Here is a 16,134-nt window from a genome sequence, read left to right as displayed (position 1 = left end):
AGTCTGTTATTAAACAACCCCTGTCTGTTATCACCCATACAGGGGCAAACTATTGCTGTGAATAAGTGCAAAAAGACCTGCTATTTCCTTAAGTTAAATTCCCTGTCCGGCCTGTTCTAATATGTGACGACCCTCAATATTTATAGAAGAGGAAATTATTTTCGCCCAGGTTTTCCATCGTGAGGGCCAAAAAATTGCGGTGGATGGTCAACCCAGCGATCTTCACGCGTGGCGCCGTAGACGGCATTTTTTGGGTAATAGATACGGTTGTGTTTTTTATTCGCTTCGCCAATCACCAGCAGGCGAACCTCCGCGTCGGTATTATTGATAAAGGTGTGGCAGATGCCCGTCCCGGCGGGGAATCCGACGCTGTCGCCAGGCTCCAGCTCCCAGAGATAGCCATTTATCCACACCTGCGGGTACCCCTCCAGCACGTGCACAAACTCCTCTTCATCACTTTCTGCATGCGGATACGAGGTACGGCGTCCAGGCAGCAGGCGCTCATGATGGATACCTATCCGACCCAGTCCCAGCGCACGCGCCAGCGGAGCACCAATAGAAAAGCGTTCGTCGCTGTCGGGATAGGTAGAGTCATCGGGACTCTCAAGCTCTCGCCAATGCCGTATACAGTCAGGTTTTTTCATCGTTTTATTCCTCTGTTTATTGGCTCAGGTATAGCACAAGGCGCGGATCTCGGTGTTTTGACCAGAACATGGTAAAGTGATGACTTGTTATTCCACGTTTTCGAGGTGCTTAATGGAAAAGACCACAACGCAGGAGCTGCTGGCGCAGGCTGAAAAGCTCTGTGCGCAACGCAATGTGCGCCTGACCCCGCAGCGCCTTGAAGTGTTGCGCCTGCTCAGTCTGCAGCAAGGGGCCATCAGCGCCTATGATTTGCTGGATCTGCTGCGTGCCAGTGAACCGCAGGCGAAGCCGCCAACGGTCTATCGTGCGCTGGATTTTTTACTGGAACAGGGATTTGTCCACAAGGTGGAGTCGACGAACAGCTACGTGCTTTGCCATCTGTTCGATCAGCCGACCCACACATCAGCCATGTTTATCTGCGATCGCTGCGGTAGCGTGAAGGAAGAGAGTGCGGAAGGCATTGAAGACATTATGCACACTCTCGCGGCAAAGATGGGCTTCGCTCTGTGGCACAATGTGATTGAAGCGCACGGACTGTGCGTGGATTGCGTTGAAGTTGAGGCGTGTAGCCATCAAAGTGAATGTCAGCACGATCACTCCATTCAGTTGAAGAAGAAGCCGCGCTAAAAACAACGTGGGCGGCCTGAGGCCGCCCTGGGTGTACTTCCTTGTACTACGGGTATTACCGGCTTACCAGCGGTAATCGTTACGGGTTTCCCAGTCTTTCACTTCCGATTCAGCCTGGTCTTTCTGATAACCATAACGTTCCTGAATTTTACCCACCAGTTGGTCGCGCTTACCTTCGATGATAGTCATATCATCATCAGTCAGCTTACCCCACTGTTCTTTAGCTTTACCTTTGAACTGTTTCCAGTTACCGCCGACTTCGTCTTTATTCATAATCGCATCCTCATCGTTCGGTGATTAGCCTTCGTATCGTCCGTTACGTTCATTTCCTGTTGGACTTGATAATTATTATAGTTAAGGCTTCGGCGAACGAGGCACTATTCAGAATCTTTTACCGTTACGCCAAACGAAACCGCTACATAAACCAGGTATTATTACGCCAGTGATGGCGCCAGATAAGCGCCAGCGACAGGCCACGCAGAGCCAGAAACACGGCCAGCGCCAGCCATAGACCATGGTTTCCCAGCCAGGGCAATGTGAGTAGCGTGAGGCCAAACCCGGCGGCGGCGATCGCCATACTGTTGCGCATTTCAGCGCCCCGCGTGGCGCCAATAAACATGCCATCCAGCAGGTAACACCACACCCCCACCACCGGTAATATTATCTGCCAGACCAGGTAATGATTCGCCAGTTCGCGAAGTTCAGGCAGCGAGGTGAGTAAGGCGATGATGCAATCGCCCATTAAGGCATAAATGAGAGCAAACCCCAGCGCCACCAGCCCGGCCTGACGACAGGCGGCGCGCCATACCTCGCGTAGCTGGCCACTTTCGCGGGCACCATACGCCTGGCCGGAGTGCGCCTCCACCGCATAGGCAAAGCCATCCAGCGCGTAGGCAGTAAACGTCAGCAGGGTCATCAGAACCGCGTTGACGGCGACGATTTCGGGCCCCAGCCGGGCGCCAAATACGGTTAGTGCGCCAAAGCAGAGCTGTAGCAGCAGCGAGCGCAACATGATGTCGCGGTTCAGAGCCATGAGTTTGCGGATATTACCGCGCCAGCTCGCTTTCAACATCGCCAGTGAGATGCCGCGCAGGGCCAGTACTCGCCAGACCATCCACAAGCCAATCAATAACGTGGCGTACTCTGCCACCGCCGTGGCCAGCGCGGCACCCTGCACGTTCATCTTCAGGCCCATCACCAGCCACAGGTCGAGCACGATATTAATCAGGTTACCCACTACCAGCAGGATCACCGGGGCGCGGGCATATTGCACCCCCAGCAACCAGCCGAGCAATACCAGGTTTGCCAGCGATGCCGGCGCGCTGAGCCAGCGTATTTCCAGGAAACGCCGTGCCTGAAGCAGCACCGCGTCGCTCCCCCCCACAATATGCAGGGCAAGATCGATAAGCGGGGTTCGCAGTAACACAATCAGCAGCCCGGCCCCCAGCGCCATCAGCAGCGGCTGCACCAGCGCACGTGCCAGACGCAACGGATCTTTTGCGCCATAGGCCTGGGCAGTTAAACCGGTAGTGCTCATGCGCAGGAAGAGCAGCAGCATAAAGAGGAAACTGGTCGCCGTCGCGCCGATGGCCACGCCGCCAAGATAGACAGGGGAATCCAGATGACCTATCACCGCCGTATCGACCAGCCCCAGCAGCGGCACGCTGATATTGGAGAAGATCATCGGCAGCGCAAGACGCCATAACGCCTTATCGGCGGTAGTCAGCAGAGACATGTGAATAACCAGAGAGAAAGAGAGCAGGCTACGACACAGTCGTAGCCTGTCAGGAAGAGATTACAGCCAGTCGCCGTTGCGGATAACGCCAACCGCTAAGCCTTCAATGGAGAAGTTGTTTTCACGCAGGTCAACAACGATGGGGGAGAATTCGCTGTTTTCCGGCAGAAGCTGAACAATGTTGCCCTGCTTCTTCAGGCGCTTCACGGTTACTTCGTCGTCGATACGCGCCACGACCACCTGGCCGTTACGCACATCCTGCGTTTTATGCACTGCCAGCAGATCGCCGTCAATAATGCCGATATCCTTCATGGACATGCCGCTAACGCGCAGTAAAAAGTCTGCACTCGGCTTAAACATACCGGGATCAACCTGATAGTGACCTTCAATGTGCTGCTGCGCCAGCAGCGGCTCACCCGCTGCTACGCGGCCTACCAGCGGCAGGCCCTCTTCTTCTTCAACCAGCAAACGAATGCCGCGAGACGCGCCGGAGACGATCTCCAGAACGCCCTTACGTGCCAGGGCTTTGAGATGCTCTTCAGCGGCGTTCGGAGAACGGAATCCCAGACGCTGCGCGATTTCCGCACGCGTGGGTGGCATCCCCGTCTGGCCGATATGATCCCGAATGAGATCAAACACCTCTTGCTGCCTGGTCGTTAACGCTTTCATTCCGCCCCCTGGGTGTATATACAGTTATGCTGTGAGTATATACAGTCAAAGGCGATTTTGGAACCATAAACCGCACAAAAAACCAGAGACTTATTCGTTTTGTCGAGGCTTATCGAAAATGTCCCCACAGCAGTGAGACCCAGGTAAAGAGCGCGACAAAGATACTTAACAATACCGCCGCCGAGCCCATGTCTTTGGCCCGCCCGGAAAGTTCGTGATAATCAGACCCGATACGATCCACTACCGCTTCAATCGCACTGTTTAAAATTTCGACTATCATCACCAACATCACCGAGCCAATCAGCAGCACGCGGGTAATAGGATCGACATCCAGCCAGCAGGCAATAATGATTGCCGCAATCACGGCAACGCTCTCCTGGCGGAAGGCCGCCTCGTTGATCCAGGCTGCGCGGATCCCTTTCCATGAATAACCAGCAGCTTTAATGATACGGGTTAACCCAGTGGTATTATTGGCCATCAAAAGAACCTTTATTGAAAAATAGCGTCAGTAACTATAGCTATAGAGCGTTGCCATACCGCCTGAAGTATGACGGGTAACAACAGAAATTTTGTGCGCATTCTGTTATCCTTGCGCCGCAATTGCATTTTTAACCAGAGGCTTTACATCGTTTATGTCTGGCTGGCCAAGAATTTACTACAAATTACTTAATTTACCATTAAGCGTCCTGGTAAAAAGCAAGTCTATCCCGGCAAATCCTGCGCCGGAATTAGGGCTCGATACCTCGCGCCCTATTATGTACGTTTTGCCTTATAACTCTAAGGCCGACTTGCTGACGCTGCGCGCCCAGTGCCTGGCGCATGATTTACCTGACCCGCTGGAGCCGCTGGAGATCGACGGCACCCTGCTGCCGCGCTATGTCTTTATCCACGGCGGGCCGCGCGTATTCACCTATTACACGCCGAAAGAAGAGTCCATCAAACTGTTCCACGACTACCTCGATCTGCACCGCAGCAACCCGAATCTGGATGTGCAGATGGTGCCGGTCTCGGTCATGTTTGGCCGTCGCCCGGGACGCGAAAAAGGGGAAGAGAACCCGCCGCTGCGTATGCTGAACGGCGTGCAGAAGTTCTTCGCCGTGACCTGGCTTGGTCGCGATAGCTTTGTGCGCTTCTCGCCGTCCGTCTCTCTGCGCCGGATGGCGGATGAGCACGGCACCGATAAGATTATCGCGCAGAAGCTGGCGCGCGTGGCGCGTATGCACTTTGCCCGCCAGCGTCTGGCTGCTGTAGGGCCACGTCTGCCTGCACGCCAGGATCTCTTCAACAAACTGCTGGCATCCAAAGCGATTGCCCGTGCGGTTGAAGACGAAGCGCGCAGCAAAAAAATCTCCCACGAAAAAGCGCAGCAGAACGCCATTGCACTGATGGAAGAGATCGCCGCGAACTTCTCTTACGAGATGATTCGCCTCTCCGATCGTATCCTGAGCTTTACGTGGAACCGTCTCTATCAGGGCATTAACGTTCATAACGCCGAACGGGTGCGTCAGCTTGCGCACGACGGTCATGAAATTGTCTATGTGCCCTGCCACCGCAGCCACATGGACTACCTGCTGCTGTCGTATGTGCTCTATCATCAGGGCCTGGTACCGCCGCATATCGCAGCCGGTATTAACCTGAACTTCTGGCCAGCAGGGCCGATTTTCCGTCGCCTGGGTGCGTTCTTTATTCGCCGTACCTTTAAGGGCAACAAGCTCTACTCCACCGTCTTCCGCGAGTATCTGGGCGAGCTGTTCAGCCGCGGCTATTCCGTTGAGTACTTCGTTGAGGGAGGTCGTTCCCGTACCGGGCGTCTGCTCGATCCGAAGACCGGAACCCTGTCGATGACGATTCAGGCGATGCTGCGCGGCGGTACACGTCCTATCACCCTGGTGCCGATTTACATCGGTTACGAGCATGTGATGGAGGTGGGAACCTATGCAAAAGAGCTGCGCGGTGCCACTAAAGAGAAAGAGAGCCTGCCGCAGATGCTGCGTGGGCTGAGCAAGCTGCGTAATCTCGGCCAGGGCTATGTGAACTTTGGCGAACCCATGCCGCTGATGACCTACCTGAACAACCATGTTCCGGAGTGGCGTGAGTCTATCGATCCGATTGAAGCCGTACGCCCGGCCTGGCTGACGCCAACGGTGAACGGTATCGCCGCAGAGCTGATGGTGCGTATTAACAACGCAGGTGCGGCTAACGCCATGAACCTGTGCTGTACAGCGTTGCTGGCGTCGCGTCAGCGTTCGCTTACCCGCGAGCAACTGACCGAACAGCTCGACTGTTACCTCAATCTGATGCGCAATGTGCCTTATTCACCGGACTCCACCGTGCCAACGGTCAGCGCCAGCGATCTGATCGACCACGCACTGCAGATGAATAAGTTCGAGGTAGAGAAAGACACCATCGGCGATATCATCATTCTGCCGCGCGAGCAGGCGGTGCTGATGACCTACTATCGCAACAACATTGCCCATATGCTGATGTTGCCTTCGCTGATGGCGGCCATTATCACCCAGCATCGTCACATCACGCGTCAGGCGCTGCTGCATCATGTTGAAGTGCTCTATCCGATGCTTAAAACCGAGCTGTTCCTGCGCTGGGATAAGGACGAGCTGGCAAACGTACTGGATCAGCAGAGCGAAGAGCTGGTGCGCCAGGGGCTGATTACGTTGAAGGATGACGTACTGCAGATTAATCCGTCCCGCTCCCGGACCTTGCAGCTGCTGGCCGCAGGCGCACGTGAGACGCTGCAACGCTATGCCATTACGTTCTGGCTGCTGAGCGCAAACCCGTCTATTAATCGGGGTACGCTGGAGAAAGAGAGCCGCACGCTGGCACAGCGCCTGTCGATGCTGCATGGCATTAACGCGCCAGAGTTCTTTGATAAGGCGGTGTTCAGCTCGCTGGTGCTGACGCTGCGTGACGAAGGCTATATTAGCGATAGCGGTGATGCCGAGCCGGAAGAGACAATGAAGGTTTATCAGATGCTGGCAGAGCTGATTACCTCGGATGTGCGCTTAACCATTGAGAGCGCTACCCAGGGCGAATAGCGCTGAAAAGCAGGTCGATAATGTTAAAACGGCAGCCTTCTGGCTGCCGTTTCATTATGCCCAGTAACTCGCCGCCAGGCCTAAAAACAGCACCAGTCCCACGTAGTTATTGTTCAGGAAGGCTTTAAAACAGGCGTCACGATCGCGATTCGCAATCAGCTTTTGCTGATACACAAACAGCCCACCCGCGGCCACCACGGCGGCATAAAATACCCCGTTCAGCCCGTTCAGATAGCCAATCGCCACCATCAGGGCCAGTACCGCCACCTGCAGGATGCCGATAATCAGCTTATCCTGGCGGCCAAACAGAATCGCCGTCGACTTGATACCGATTTTGAGATCGTCATCGCGGTCAACCATTGCGTACTCAGTGTCGTAAGCCACGGCCCAGAGAATGTTGGCAAGAAACATCAACCAGCAGCTCAGCGGCACGGTCTCGCTGACGGCGGCAAAGGCCATTGGGATCGACCAGCCAAATGCCGCCCCCAGCACCACCTGCGGCAGATGGGTGTAGCGCTTCATAAAGGGATAGACCCACGCCAGCGCCAGCGCTGCCACCGAAAGCAAGATGGTCATGGTGTTGAGGGTTAACACCAGCAGGAAGGAGATAAGTATCAGCACCACAAACAGCGTGCGAGCCTCTTTCTCGGTCACTGCGCCACTGGGCATCGGTCGATTAGCGGTGCGCTTCACGTGACCATCGAATTTCCGATCGGCGTAATCATTCACCACACAGCCTGCGGCACGCATCAACCAGACGCCCGCTATAAACACCGCCAGGATCCACAGCGGCGGCAGACCTGGCGTGGCCACCCACAGCGCCCACAGGGTTGGCCACAGCAGCAACAGCGCCCCAATCGGCTTATCCGTGCGCATCAGGCGGTGATAAGCCAGCAGCTTGTTCTGCGTCAGACTCCACTCCATATCTCTCTTCCTCTTAGTACAACGGCGATGCCGGTAAAAAAAGCTCCGTCAGCATTAACGGTTTACCACTTAAGCGCAGGCGTGAGCGACGCCCCCACAGATCGGCATCGCGACCAATTTCAATAAAGTCCCGGGTGAGCTCTGACGATGTAAACAGATAACGCCCCAGCGGGGTCTTGCCCATCTTCTGCAGGGCCAGCTCCGGTCCGGTGAGGGTCGACTCGGGCACCACGGTGCGTCCGGCAAGCCAGGGTTCCCCGTCGGCACAGAGTAAAATTTCTCGCAACCAGTAGCGCGGCTCTTGTGGCAAAAGCGGCAGTTCGTCCTGCACGGCATCGGCAGTGACAAACCCTTCCTGAATGAGGGTGACGGTGACCTGTTTGCCCTGCTGCTCAAAACGTTTGGTCATGGAATCTTCCAGCAACAACCAGTCGAGTTGCGCCGCATCCAGAGGGGGAATTTCTTCAAAGTAACGCAGCGCACGCAGTTGCGTTAGCGCAGGATGTGACATGCCAGACTCTCCGTTACATAACGTAAGGCTATTGTATCGCAGAAATAGCAACAGAGGGGGGGCAAACGCAACTTAGCGATCATTATCGCAACAGGGATGCAACAGGCTGCATCCGCAAAAAAAGTGCGCCCGACAGGGCGCACCAAACTACTGACAAAATCAGCATTGTGGGGAGACGGTCACCCCTTGCCTTTTACACTGCTGATAAAGGTGGAACGGGCCGATGTGGAGCCCAGACGCTCTGCTTCATCAAGCAGTTTCAGCGCTTTGTCGACATCGCCGCTGTTTACCGCCTGCTTAATCGCGTTATTGAAGTAAGCTTCGGTGTCGTTCAGTACCGGCTCGGCTTTCTTCGCCGGGGCAGGCGCTGGCGCGGCGACCGGAGCTGGCGCTGGCGCGGCATAGGCCGTGGCCGGGGCGGCGGTATTCCCTACGGTCACCGGGCCGTTTGAGGAGGAGCCAAACAGCGGGCCAACCAGTACGCTGGAGGCGGTATTGGTCGACACTTTCAGCTTCACGGTGCCGTCGGTGGTATGACGGGCGATAGGATCGGGGATGTCCGGAATCGCGTTGCCGATCCCTTTGGCATACGCTTTAGCCGGATCGAGCAGCGTGGTCGTTTTCTGAAGATCCTGAGGGGTGGTGAAGACCAGCACGTAGAGTTTTTGCTGTCCCAGCGCCGGGGTCAGACGCATCACGCCTTCCAGACGATCGGCGCTCATCACGCCCGGCTCCTGGTACGGGAAGTAGTCAGACGGGAAGAACGCCGCTGGCGTCAGGTTTTGATCCAGGATCAACACGTTCGGGGCAAAGACGCTGGTTTGTTTGTTCACTTCGCTCGTGAGGGTCAGCGCGATTTCGCCGATATTCGCTGGCACGCTAAAGGCCAGCACCGGGCCAGAAATGCCGGGAACGTTCAGCGGCTGGCCGCCCGTTGCAAGCTGGGCGGTTTTTGGTTTTGACTGATCGACAGGCGTCCAGACCAACTGCTGCAATGCTGCGGTCGGTACAGACGGCGCCGCCGTGGTGTTTTGTGGTACGAAATTTACGTCAGCAAAGGTAACGGCAGGCACGCTGGCCAGCAGCCCTGCGGATAGACAAAGGGCAACGAGACTTTTTTTCATTTTCATTGTAATCACCTCAAAAGCACAGGTTCAGCGGTAGCCAGGCAATAGCGCGCCGTCCCGAAGGAATTGAGGGGCTTTCGCCCCTCGTTTGGTCTGTACGTCAGATTAAGACGTTATTACCACCAGATTTCCATCTGGGCACCGAAGGACCACTCGTCGTTGTCACCGCGGCTAAAGGTTCTTGCCGAGGTATCGCTATAAGCGATGCCAGGGGCATAGCCTGCGATAGTGTTTTTACCTGTTGGCGCATAACCCCATTTTTCGTCCCACTTCGCGTAAGTGGCGAAGATACGGATAGCCGGACGAGACCAGATGCTATCACCCGCCTGCCATTGCTGTGCGAGAGTGACTTTAACCTGATTGTTGGTATCGCCTGTTTCCTGAGACTTAACGTTGTCGTAGCCAACTTCAAGCAGGGTACTCATGATTGGGGTCCATTTGTACATAGGACGCACGCCCACAGTCCACCATTTAGTCCCATTGTTGCTGTCCAGATTGATGTCCTGGTACATACCGACATACATCAGATCCCAGCTGTCACCCAGAGAGACCGCACCGTGGTCAAGGAGTCGTATCAGGTGACCGTTATTATCCATGGCATAGTTAATGTCATCGGAAGTTCCGATACTTGCGCCCTGCGACAGTCCTTTACCATGAGAAGTCATTGAATCCGTTGCGTACTGGACAACGAATTTGTTAAAGCCTTTCAGCATGCTCTGGGTATGTTCAGCGGTGAACATCCAGCCATCTTTAGATGCGCCATCAACCAGATAGTAGTCATCACGCTCGTTTGCACGACCATAATCCACACCCAGCTCCAGCGTACCGCCCGGGTTGATTTCCATCTGGGCTAAGCGAACGTCGAAAACATCGTTTGCTGTACGGGTGGTGTAGTCGTAGATGTTGTTGCTAGCGAAGGCAGAAGAGCCACCCGCTTCAGAGGAACGTGTTGCCGCCAGAGAGAGTTTACCGAAACCGACATCGATATTTTCCAGACCCGCACCCGGACCTGAAATATCCCAGTAGTAGAAGTCGATCATGTGAACGTCATGACGCTGATAGAAGCGCTTACCGGCCCAGATAGTGGAGCCTGGCAGCCATTCAATCAGGTTTTTACCCTGCACGTTGGCTTCACGGAAGGCCGGGTCGGTGGCTTCCCAGTCGTTCTGCTGTGCAACGGAGTAGGCTACGTTGGTGTCGAAGTAGAAGCTCTTATCACCCTCTTTCCACACTTCCTGGCCCAGTTTAATTTCGGCATAGGTTTCACATTCGTTACCAAGACGATATTTAGAACCCGCACCCGTTGCCTGGAAACACTGTTGTTCGCCGCCACTCCCGGTCCAGCCAATGCCAGAACGAGCATAACCTTTAAAGTCGACAGCGCCGGCCTGGGCAGACAGGATGCCTGCCGCAATGGCGACCGCCAGAGGGACTTTGCGCAGAGTAATCATTATTCTATCTCCTGAGATCATTGCTTTTCTTTTTTACACTTCACTCGTCAGGCCACGGGTGGCGGCCTCGTGAGCTTGTGTATGTTTTGGAATGCTTAAACGCCGGGCTCTTTATGCAGCCGACGACATGCGGTGCCATCCTCACGGAACAGATGGCAGCGCTCTGGCGGCAAGCCAATAGCGAATGTGGCACCCTCTTTTACCAACACCACGTCATTCTGGCGGTAAACCAGGTTCTGACGGATGGCGGGGATCTGGATATGAATCTGAGTTTCGTGGCCTAACTGTTCTACTACCTGCACCTCACCTTCCAGCGTCACATCGGCGATGTGGCTAGGCAGTAAGTGCTCCGGGCGAATGCCCAAAGACATGTTGGCGCCAACGGTCACGTTGGTGCTCTCGACGGGTAACCACACCTGCTGGCGGTTCGGCAGCTCAACCTGAACCTGTTCGATGGCGGTCGCCGTCACTTTCACCGGCAGGAAGTTCATCTTCGGCGAGCCGATAAAGCCCGCAACGAAGCGATCTGCCGGATAGTGATAGAGTTCCAGCGGTTTACCCACCTGCGCCACGCGACCGGCATCCAGCACCACAATTTTGTCGGCCAGCGTCATCGCCTCGACCTGATCGTGGGTGACGTAAATCATGGTGCGACCCAGACGTTTGTGCAGACGGGAAATCTCGATACGCATCTGCACGCGCAGCGCGGCATCAAGGTTCGACAGGGGTTCATCCAGTAAGAAGACGCGCGGTTCAGCCACCAGCGTACGGCCAATCGCGACGCGCTGACGCTGGCCGCCCGAGAGCGCCTTCGGTTTACGCTCCAGCAGGTGCGCCAGCTGCAGCACTTCGGCAACCTGAGTCACACGCTGGTTGATAATCTCTTTCTTCGCGCCGGCCAGCTTGAGGCCGAAAGACATGTTCTCGGCAACCGAGAGATGGGGATAGAGGGCATAAGACTGGAACACCATGCCCACGCCGCGCTCAGCGGGCGGCACATCGTTCATACGGGCGTCGCCAATGAACAAATCACCGCTGGTGATGGTTTCAAGACCGGCAATCATGCGCAGCAGCGTGGATTTACCACAACCTGACGGGCCAACAAACACCACGAATTCACCTTCCTGGATATCCAGGTTGATGTCTTTCGACACCACCACGTCGCCCCAGGCTTTCGTTACATTACGCAGCTGTACGCTCGCCATCCCCTACTCCCTTTGTTACAACCCGTCATCGACAGAAACATTCAAGATGGTCTGACTATGCGGTAACGCGTCGCGTCGCGAATCCTCCACCCCCTGGCTTTTTTATGGGGGAGGAGGCGGGAGGATGAGAGAGCAGGCTCTGCCCCCGGCGAGCGGGAGCGGAGGCGAAAATCGTGATGCAGACGGCAAAATTCACTGCCTGTTTATGTGCGCCAGTACGCATAACTCAAATTTATGCAACGCAGATCACACATTGAGGGGGTGGGGCGTAGGGTCAAGGAGGATGGAAAGAGGATGTCAAATAAGGAGACTGAGCCACGTTGAACTACCTCATTGTATCCACAGCACATCATAAAAAGGATGGCAGATATGAATATCAAGACTGGCGCACGCGTTTTCGCATTGTCCGCCCTGGCAGCAATGATGATTTCCGCCCCGGCTCTGGCCAAGATCGAAGAAGGTAAGTTGGTTATCTGGATTAACGGCGATAAAGGCTATAACGGCCTGGCCGAAGTGGGCAAAAAATTCGAGAAAGACACTGGTATCAAAGTCACCGTCGAACACCCGGATAAGCTGGAAGAGAAATTCCCGCAGGTTGCAGCGACCGGCGACGGCCCGGACATCATCTTCTGGGCGCATGACCGTTTCGGTGGTTACGCACAGTCTGGCCTGCTGGCGGAAGTCTCGCCGGATAAAGCCTTCCAGGACAAGCTGGTCCCGTTCACCTGGGATGCCGTGCGTTACAACGGCAAGCTGATCGCCTACCCGGTGGCGGTTGAGTCGCTCTCCCTGATTTACAACAAAGACCTCGTACCTAACCCGCCGAAAACCTGGGAAGAGATCCCGGCGCTGGATAAAGAGCTGAAGGCCAAAGGTAAGAGCGCGCTGATGTTCAACCTGCAAGAGCCGTACTTCACCTGGCCGCTGATTGCTGCCGATGGCGGTTATGCGTTCAAGTTTGAAAACGGCAAATACGACGTCAAAGACGTCGGCGTGGACAACGCAGGCGCGAAAGCGGGCCTGACCTTCCTGGTTGACCTGATCAAGAACAAACACATGAACGCGGATACCGATTACTCCATCGCCGAAGCCGCCTTCAATAAGGGCGAAACCGCGATGACCATCAACGGTCCGTGGGCGTGGTCCAACATCGACAAGAGCAAAATCAACTACGGCGTAGCGGTGCTGCCAACCTTTAAAGGCAAGCCGTCTAAAACCTTCGTTGGCGTGCTGAGTGCCGGTATCAACGCCGCCAGCCCGAACAAAGAGCTGGCGAAAGAGTTCCTGGAGAACTACCTGTTGACCGACGACGGTCTGGACATGGTGAACAAAGACAAACCGCTGGGTGCCGTGGCGCTGAAATCCTTCCAGGATACGCTGGCAAAAGATCCACGTATTGCGGCCACTATGGATAACGCCCAGAAAGGCGAAATCATGCCGAACATCCCGCAAATGGCAGCGTTCTGGTATGCCACCCGTACCGCGGTCATCAACGCAGCAAGCGGTCGTCAGACTGTCGATGCGGCGCTGAAAGATGCGCAGGGACGTATCACCAAGTAATGCCGTAATTCCCTCTCCCCCGGGAGAGGGTTAGGGCAAGGGTTGTCGCTATCTGCACCCCTCGCCCCGGCCCTCTCTCGCAGGAGAGGAAGAAAAGATAAAACGCTGTTGAGGAAGAACCCCATGGATGTCATTAAAAAGAAACACTGGTGGCAAAGCGACACGCTGAAATGGTCAGTGATTGGTCTGCTTGCCCTGCTGGTGGGTTACCTTGTTGTTTTGATGTACGCCCAGGGGGAGTACCTGTTTGCCGGCATGACGCTGATTTTGAGCGCGGTTGGCCTCTATATCTTCGCTAATCGAAAAGCCTACGCGTGGCGTTATGTCTATCCGGGCGTGGCCGGGATGGGGCTGTTTGTCCTGTTCCCGTTAATCTGTACTATCGCGATCGCGTTTACTAACTACAGTAGCACCAACCAGCTTGCGCAAGAGCGCGCCCAGCAGGTGCTGATGGATCGCTCATACCAGGCGGGTAAGAGCTTTAATTTTGGCTTGTATCCTGACGGTGACCAATGGAAGTTAGCGCTTACTGACCATGAAAGCCAAAAGGTCTTTGTTTCTGATGCCTTTAAATTTGGCGGTGAACAAAAGCTGACTCTGAAAGAGGCCGCGGCCCTGCCGGAAGGCGAACGCGCGAATCTGCGTGTCATTACCCAGAATCGTCAGGCGCTGACCCAGCTCACCGCCGTACTGCCGGATGAGAGCAAAGTGACCATGAGTTCGCTGCGCCAGTTCTCCGGCACCCGGCCGCTGTATACCCTGGCCGATGACGGTACCCTGACCAACAACCAGAGCGGCGTGAAGTACCGTCCGAATAACGATGTCGGTTTTTATCAGGCGGTAAACGCCGACGGCACCTGGGGCGATGAGAAGCTCAGCCCGGGCTATACCGTGACCATCGGCTGGGACAACTTTACCCGCGTCTTTACTGATGAAGGTATCCAGAAACCGTTCTTCGCGATCTTCATCTGGACGGTGGTCTTCTCGGTACTGACCGTGATCCTGACCGTGGCCGTCGGCATGGTGTTGGCCTGTCTGGTGCAGTGGGAGTCGCTCAAAGGCAAAGCGATTTATCGGGTGCTGCTCATTCTGCCCTACGCCGTGCCCTCGTTTATCTCGATCCTGATATTCAAAGGGCTGTTTAACCAGAGCTTTGGTGAGATCAACATGATGCTGAGCGCGCTGTTTGGCATCAAACCGGCCTGGTTCAGCGACCCGACCACCGCCCGTACCATGATTGTTATCGTCAACACCTGGCTTGGCTATCCATACATGATGATTCTGTGCATGGGGCTGCTGAAGGCGATTCCGGACGATCTGTACGAAGCCTCGGCGATGGACGGTGCGACCCCGTTCCAGAACTTCTTCAAAATTACGCTGCCGCTGCTGATTAAGCCGCTCACGCCGCTGATGATCGCCAGCTTCGCCTTTAACTTTAACAACTTCGTGCTGATCCAGCTGTTAACCAACGGCGGCCCGGATCGCCTGGGCACCACCACCCCGGCAGGCTATACCGACCTGCTGGTGAGTTACACCTACCGTATCGCCTTTGAGGGCGGCGGTGGCCAGGACTTTGGTCTGGCGGCGGCGATTGCCACGCTGATCTTCCTGCTGGTGGGCGCGCTGGCTATCGTGAACCTGAAAGCAACCCGCATGAAGTTTGACTAAGGAGGGTAATGAATATGGCTATGGTCCAACCCAAATCGCAAAAGTTACGTTTACTGATTACCCACCTGGGGCTGCTGATTTTTATCGCGGCAATCATGTTCCCGCTGCTGATGGTTATCGCTATTTCGCTGCGTTCGGGGAACTTCGCCACCGGCAGTCTCATCCCGGAACAGATCTCCTGGGAGCACTGGAAGCTGGCGCTGGGCTTCAGCGTTGAACATGCAGATGGCCGCGTGACGCCGCCGCCGTTCCCGGTGCTGTTATGGCTGTGGAACTCGGTGAAGGTGGCCACCATTACGGCCATTGGCATCGTGACCCTTTCCACCACCTGCGCCTATGCCTTTGCCCGTATGCGCTTCCCGGGGAAAGCCACGCTGCTGAAAGGGATGCTTATTTTCCAGATGTTCCCGGCGGTACTGTCGCTGGTAGCGTTATATGCCTTGTTTGACCGTCTGGGTCAGTATGTGCCCTTTATCGGCCTCAATACCCACGGCGGCGTGATCTTCGCCTATCTGGGCGGGATTGCGCTGCATGTCTGGACGATTAAGGGCTATTTCGAAACCATCGACAACTCGCTGGAAGAGGCGGCGTCGCTCGATGGCGCAACCCCGTGGCAGGCATTCCGTCTGGTGCTGCTGCCGCTGTCGGTGCCGATTCTGGCGGTGGTATTTATTCTGTCGTTCATCGCGGCCATCACCGAAGTGCCGGTCGCGTCTCTGCTGCTGCGTGATGTAAACAGCTACACGCTGGCGGTTGGGATGCAGCAATACCTGAACCCACAAAACTACCTGTGGGGCGACTTTGCCGCCGCCGCTGTGCTCTCTGCCATTCCGATCACCGTTGTATTCCTGCTGGCTCAACGCTGGCTGGTTAACGGCCTGACCGCAGGCGGAGTGAAAGGTTAAGTTTCATTGTTCTATGCCACTGTTATCCCTCAAATTGCCTTAAATTCACTGTGA

At 55.5% G+C, this 16,134-nt stretch carries 15 protein-coding genes; 5 read left to right on the top strand and 10 right to left on the bottom strand.

Translation table 11 applies throughout. From position 1 onward, the window contains the following. Nucleotides 1-155: 155 nt before the first annotated feature. Nucleotides 156-644, bottom strand: a complete 489-nt coding sequence (locus B3B59_RS05130; protein ID WP_286808274.1) for a cupin domain-containing protein — start codon at nt 642-644, stop codon at nt 156-158. A 112-nt stretch (nt 645-756) separates the two neighbouring features. On the opposite strand from B3B59_RS05130, the gene zur reads away from it, so the two are divergent. After that, nucleotides 757-1,272 carry a zinc uptake transcriptional repressor Zur gene (gene zur / locus B3B59_RS05125; protein WP_207292804.1) on the top strand — a complete coding sequence of 172 codons (516 nt, stop codon included), beginning with the start codon at nt 757-759 and terminating at the stop codon, nt 1,270-1,272. A gap of 63 nt (nt 1,273-1,335) precedes the next feature. On the opposite strand, the gene B3B59_RS05120 is transcribed toward zur, so the two are convergent. The 4 genes from B3B59_RS05120 to B3B59_RS05105 all read right to left on the bottom strand — a co-directional run bounded on the left by B3B59_RS05120 (nt 1,336) and on the right by B3B59_RS05105 (nt 4,154). Beyond that, nucleotides 1,336-1,545 (bottom strand): CsbD family protein, encoded by a 210-nt coding sequence (locus B3B59_RS05120; protein ID WP_046885537.1) that lies wholly within the window; start codon nt 1,543-1,545, stop codon nt 1,336-1,338. Between the two features lie 142 nt (nt 1,546-1,687). Continuing rightward, the gene (gene dinF / locus B3B59_RS05115) at nt 1,688-3,007 is read right to left on the bottom strand and encodes an MATE family efflux transporter DinF (protein WP_286808272.1); all 1,320 of its coding nucleotides are present in this window, start codon (nt 3,005-3,007) and stop codon (nt 1,688-1,690) included. A gap of 60 nt (nt 3,008-3,067) precedes the next feature. Next, nucleotides 3,068-3,676 carry a transcriptional repressor LexA gene (gene lexA / locus B3B59_RS05110; protein ID WP_040077619.1) on the bottom strand — a complete coding sequence of 203 codons (609 nt, stop codon included), beginning with the start codon at nt 3,674-3,676 and terminating at the stop codon, nt 3,068-3,070. 109 nt (nt 3,677-3,785) lie between these two features. Continuing rightward, complete coding sequence (locus tag B3B59_RS05105; RefSeq protein WP_040077620.1) at nt 3,786-4,154, bottom strand: diacylglycerol kinase; 369 nt, start codon at nt 4,152-4,154, stop codon at nt 3,786-3,788. Between the two features lie 154 nt (nt 4,155-4,308). On the opposite strand from B3B59_RS05105, the gene plsB reads away from it, so the two are divergent. After that, on the top strand, nt 4,309-6,729 hold the full coding sequence (gene plsB, locus B3B59_RS05100) for a glycerol-3-phosphate 1-O-acyltransferase PlsB (protein ID WP_207292801.1): 2,421 nt from the start codon (nt 4,309-4,311) through the stop codon (nt 6,727-6,729). Nucleotides 6,730-6,783: 54 nt separating this feature from the next. Here plsB and ubiA read toward each other — a convergent pair whose 3' ends face one another. From ubiA to malK, 5 genes are all read right to left on the bottom strand, one after another. Next, a complete protein-coding gene (ubiA, locus tag B3B59_RS05095; RefSeq protein WP_046885540.1) occupies nt 6,784-7,653 on the bottom strand; it encodes a 4-hydroxybenzoate octaprenyltransferase in 870 nt (289 codons plus the stop codon). Between the two features lie 13 nt (nt 7,654-7,666). Beyond that, nucleotides 7,667-8,164 (bottom strand): chorismate lyase, encoded by a 498-nt coding sequence (gene ubiC / locus B3B59_RS05090; RefSeq protein WP_040077624.1) that lies wholly within the window; start codon nt 8,162-8,164, stop codon nt 7,667-7,669. A gap of 179 nt (nt 8,165-8,343) precedes the next feature. Beyond that, nucleotides 8,344-9,294, bottom strand: a complete 951-nt coding sequence (gene malM, locus B3B59_RS05085) for a maltose operon protein MalM (RefSeq protein WP_212478550.1) — start codon at nt 9,292-9,294, stop codon at nt 8,344-8,346. A gap of 113 nt (nt 9,295-9,407) precedes the next feature. Beyond that, the gene (locus tag B3B59_RS05080) at nt 9,408-10,745 is read right to left on the bottom strand and encodes a maltoporin (protein ID WP_154298841.1); all 1,338 of its coding nucleotides are present in this window, start codon (nt 10,743-10,745) and stop codon (nt 9,408-9,410) included. A 92-nt stretch (nt 10,746-10,837) separates the two neighbouring features. Further along, entirely contained in the window at nt 10,838-11,947 is a 1,110-nt protein-coding gene (gene malK / locus B3B59_RS05075; RefSeq protein ID WP_286808269.1) for a maltose/maltodextrin ABC transporter ATP-binding protein MalK, read from the bottom strand. Between the two features lie 369 nt (nt 11,948-12,316). Here malK and malE point away from each other — a divergent pair, with 369 nt between their 5' ends. The 3 genes from malE (at nt 12,317) to malG (ending at nt 16,080) form a co-directional block, all read left to right on the top strand. After that, nucleotides 12,317-13,507: a maltose/maltodextrin ABC transporter substrate-binding protein MalE gene (malE, locus tag B3B59_RS05070; RefSeq protein WP_046885542.1), complete on the top strand. Its 1,191-nt coding sequence runs from the start codon at nt 12,317-12,319 to the stop codon at nt 13,505-13,507. A 123-nt stretch (nt 13,508-13,630) separates the two neighbouring features. Continuing rightward, nucleotides 13,631-15,175: a maltose ABC transporter permease MalF gene (malF, locus tag B3B59_RS05065; RefSeq protein WP_286808268.1), complete on the top strand. Its 1,545-nt coding sequence runs from the start codon at nt 13,631-13,633 to the stop codon at nt 15,173-15,175. 14 nt (nt 15,176-15,189) lie between these two features. Further along, on the top strand, nt 15,190-16,080 hold the full coding sequence (malG, locus tag B3B59_RS05060) for a maltose ABC transporter permease MalG (RefSeq protein WP_040078625.1): 891 nt from the start codon (nt 15,190-15,192) through the stop codon (nt 16,078-16,080). Nucleotides 16,081-16,134 lie beyond the last annotated feature (54 nt).

It is taken from the genome of Leclercia sp. UBA2479, from assembly GCF_002341985.1.
Taxonomy (GTDB): domain Bacteria; phylum Pseudomonadota; class Gammaproteobacteria; order Enterobacterales; family Enterobacteriaceae; genus Enterobacter; species Enterobacter pneumoniae.
This window is presented reverse-complemented; position numbering and strand designations above follow the sequence as displayed.